General features: G+C 71.4%; 4 protein-coding genes. All 4 read left to right on the top strand.

From position 1 onward, the window contains the following. The coding region (locus tag H5J29_RS25115) for a sodium:solute symporter family transporter (protein WP_446686491.1) at window positions 1-1,092 on the top strand (1,092 nt) is incomplete at its 5' end. A gap of 117 nt (window positions 1,093-1,209) precedes the next feature. Then, window positions 1,210-1,545, top strand: a complete 336-nt coding sequence (locus H5J29_RS25120; RefSeq protein WP_181783493.1) for a DUF485 domain-containing protein — start codon at window positions 1,210-1,212, stop codon at window positions 1,543-1,545. Next, window positions 1,542-3,134, top strand: coding sequence for a monocarboxylic acid transporter (locus H5J29_RS25125; RefSeq protein ID WP_181783494.1), 1,593 nt, complete (start codon window positions 1,542-1,544; stop codon window positions 3,132-3,134). Before H5J29_RS25120 ends, H5J29_RS25125 begins: the two co-directional genes overlap by 4 nt. Window positions 3,135-3,212: 78 nt before the next feature. After that, a complete protein-coding gene (locus tag H5J29_RS25130) occupies window positions 3,213-3,536 on the top strand; it encodes a rhodanese-like domain-containing protein (RefSeq protein WP_181783495.1) in 324 nt (107 codons plus the stop codon). The last annotated feature ends 98 nt before the right edge of the window (window positions 3,537-3,634 follow it).

The following is a 3,634-nucleotide window of genomic DNA, read 5'->3' on the forward strand; positions in this document are numbered from 1 at the left end:
GGCCATGCGCGAGGTGTTGGGGCACTTCGTGTCCGGGGTCGTGGTGATCACCGCGGTCGGCCCCCCGGTACCCCGCTGACCTGGGCGGCGGGCACCGTCCACCAGGTCGACGAGGGCGGCGCGCTGACCTTCGAGGCGGGCACCCCGGTGCCGACGCCCGAGGGCAGGCCCGCCACCGACGAACGCTGGCTCACCCCGCTCGCGGGCGACGGGGACCACCAGCTGCTGGGGATCTACTCGCTGATCATGGCCACGTTCCTCGGCACCATGGGCCTGCCGCACGTCCTCGGACGCTTCTACACCAACCCGGACGGCCGGGCGGCCCGCCGCAGCGCAGTGATCGTGCTCGCCCTGCTCGGCATGTTCTACGTGCTGGTCACGCTGCTCGGTGCGCTGTCTCGCTTCTACACCCCGCAGCTGCTGGTCTCCGGAGGCACGGACGCGGCGGTCCTGTTGCTGCCCACCGCGGTGCTGGGCAGCGGCGCGGCCGGGGCGGTGCTGGGCGGGATCGTGGCGGCGGGGGCGTGGGCGGCGTTCCTGTCGACGTCGTCCGGGCTGCTGGTGAGCCTCGCGGGCGTGCTGTCCACCGACGTGCTGCCGGGGCGCTCGGTCGCGGACATGCGCATCAACGCCTTCCGCTTCGCGACGGTCCTGGCCGGGGCCGCGCCGATCGCGCTCGCGACGGTCGTGACGCAGCTGGACTTCGCCGAGACGGTCGCGCTGGCCTTCGCGGTGGCCGCGTCGACCTTCTGCCCGCTGCTCGTGCTGGGTGTCTGGTGGCGGGGGCTGACGGCGGCGGGCGCGATCTGGGGCATGGTCACGGGCGGGGTGCTGTCCGCGGGTGCGGTGTCGGCGAGCCTCGCGGGCGCCGCCGAGAGCGGCTGGCTGGGTGTCCTGCTGTACCGGCCCGCGATCGTCAGCGTGCCCGCGGCGTTCGCGGTCATGATCGTCGTCAGCCTGGCGACCCGGAAGACCCGGCCCGCCAACACCGACGCGCTGCTGCTGAGGCTGCATGCGCCCGAGAGGTTGGGCCTGTTCCGGGACCGGGTGGAGCGGGACGACAGCGCGATCAACCCGGCCGGGCCCGTCTGACCGCTGGGCGCACGGTTTTGCCGCGGAACGTCTCGCGCGGGCTCCCGAGTCGTTCGCCTCCCGTGGGACCCGGTGTCAGAGGGGACGCCGGGGCACGCGGAGAGGACAGGAGTCCCCATGAGTACGACCGGTGAGCGCTACGGCTCCGGCACGGTCTACGAACAGGTCCAGGCGAGCCCGGAGTTCACGGGCCTGCGGCGCAGGCTGCGGCGGTTCGTCTTCCCGATGAGCGCGCTCTTCCTCGTCTGGTACCTCGCCTACGTGCTGCTGGCCTCCTACGCACCGGAGCTCATGGCGACGAAGGTCGCGGGCAACGTGAACGTCGGCCTGGTGATCGGCCTGCTGCAGTTCGTGTCGACCTTCGTGATCACCACCGTGTACGTGCGGTTCGCGGACCGGTCGCTGGACCCGGCGGCGGAGCGGATCCGGCACGGGATCGAGGGGCAGGCATGAGCGACGGAGTCGGCAACGTCGGCCTGAACATCGGCATCTTCGCCGCGTTCGTGCTGCTCACGCTGGTCGTGGTGTACCGGGCCAGCCGCAGCAACCGCACCGCGTCGGACTACTACGCCGCGGGCCGCTCCTTCACGGGTACGCAGAACGGCATCGCGATCTCGGGCGACTACCTCTCGGCTGCGTCGTTCCTCGGCATCGCGGGCGCGATCGCCGTCAACGGCTACGACGGGTTCCTCTACTCGATCGGCTTCCTCGTGGCGTGGCTGGTGGCGTTGCTGCTGGTCGCGGAGCTGCTGCGCAACACCGGCAAGTTCACCATGGGCGACGTCCTGAGTTTCCGGATGAAGCAGCGCCCGGTCCGCGCCGCGGCGGCGACGTCCACGCTCGTGGTCTCGTTCTTCTACCTGATCGCGCAGATGGCGGGCGCGGGCGGGCTGATCGCGCTGCTGCTGCAGATCCCGAACTCGAACAAGGTCGCGCAGTCGGTCGTGATCGCCGTCGTCGGGGTGGTGATGATCGTGTACGTGCTGGTGGGCGGTATGAAGGGCACCACCTACGTGCAGATCATCAAGGCGGCGCTGCTGATCGCGGGCGCCTTCGTGATGACGTTCTGGGTGCTCGGCAAGTACGGCCTGAACTTCTCGGCGCTGCTCGGCTCGGCGGTGGAGGCGTCGCCGAAGGGGGAGGCCATCCTGGCGCCCGGGCTGCAGTACACGAACAAGCTGGACTTCATCTCGCTCGGCCTCGCGCTGGTGCTCGGGACGGCGGGGCTGCCGCACATCCTGATGCGCTTCTACACGGTCCCGACGGCCAAGGAGGCCCGCAAGTCCGTGGTCTGGGCGATCTGGCTGATCGGGGTCTTCTACCTGTTCACGCTGGTCCTGGGCTACGGCGCGGCCGCGCTCGTCGGGCCGGAGGCCATCGCCGCCGCACCGGGCGGGGCCAACTCGGCGGCGCCGCTGCTGGCCTTCGAGCTCGGCGGGGAGGTGCTGCTCGGGCTGATCTCCGCGATCGCGTTCGCCACGATCCTGGCCGTCGTCGCGGGCCTGACGATCACGGCGTCGGCCTCCTTCGCGCACGACGTCTACGCCAACGTCCTGAAGAAGGGCGCGGCGAACCCGCGCAGTGAGGTCAGGGTCGCCCGGACCACGGCGCTGGTCATCGGGGTCGTCGCGATCGGCGGTGGGATCCTGGCCAACGGGCAGAACGTCGCCTTCCTGGTCGCGCTCGCCTTCGCCGTCGCCGCCTCGGCGAACCTGCCGACGATCCTCTACTCGCTGTTCTGGAAGCGGTTCAACACGACCGGCGCGCTGTGGAGCATCTACGGCGGGCTCGCGGTCTGCCTGGTGCTGATCGTGGTCTCGCCCGCCGTGTCCGGGGCGAGGACAGCGATGATCCCGACCGCGGACTTCGCCGTCTTCCCGCTGTCCAACCCGGGCATCGTGTCCATCCCGGTCTCGTTCCTGCTCGGCGTGGTCGGCACGTTCGTGGGCCGCAGGGAGCGGTTCGACGCCGAGAGGTTCGCCGAGATGGAGGTCCGCTCCCTGACGGGGGCAGGCGCCGAGAAGGCCACGGTCACCCACTGACCCTGTGAGTGGCGATAGTCGTCATGGCGACCATCGCCACTCACGACCGGGTCACAGGGTCGGTGGCAGGATGGCGGCATGAGTGTTCCGTCCGTCCCCGTGGCCGACCTGCCCGCCGACGCCCCCATGCTCGACGTGCGGGAGGCCGACGAGTGGGCAGCGGGCCGGGCCCCGAGCTCGCAGCACGTGCCGATGTCCCAGCTGACCGAGCGGATCTCCGAGATCCCCGCGGCCGACCCGCTGTACGTGGTGTGCCGCTCCGGCGGCCGGTCCGCGCGCGTCGTCGCCTACCTCGCCCAGCAGGGCTACCCGGCGGTGAACGTCGACGGCGGGATGCAGGCCTGGTCCGCCGCGGGCCGCGAGATCGTCGCCGACCCGGACCACACCCCCGAGATCATCTGAGTGTCCCGGTGACCGCCTCCAGCCCCCCGCAGTGCTCGCGCTGCGGGCGGGTCGCGCCGCCCGGCGGCGGTCCGTTCTGCCCCTACTGCGGGCGCTAC

This window comes from Pseudonocardia pini (assembly GCF_013870575.1).
Classification (GTDB): Bacteria; Actinomycetota; Actinomycetes; order Mycobacteriales; family Pseudonocardiaceae; genus Pseudonocardia; species Pseudonocardia pini.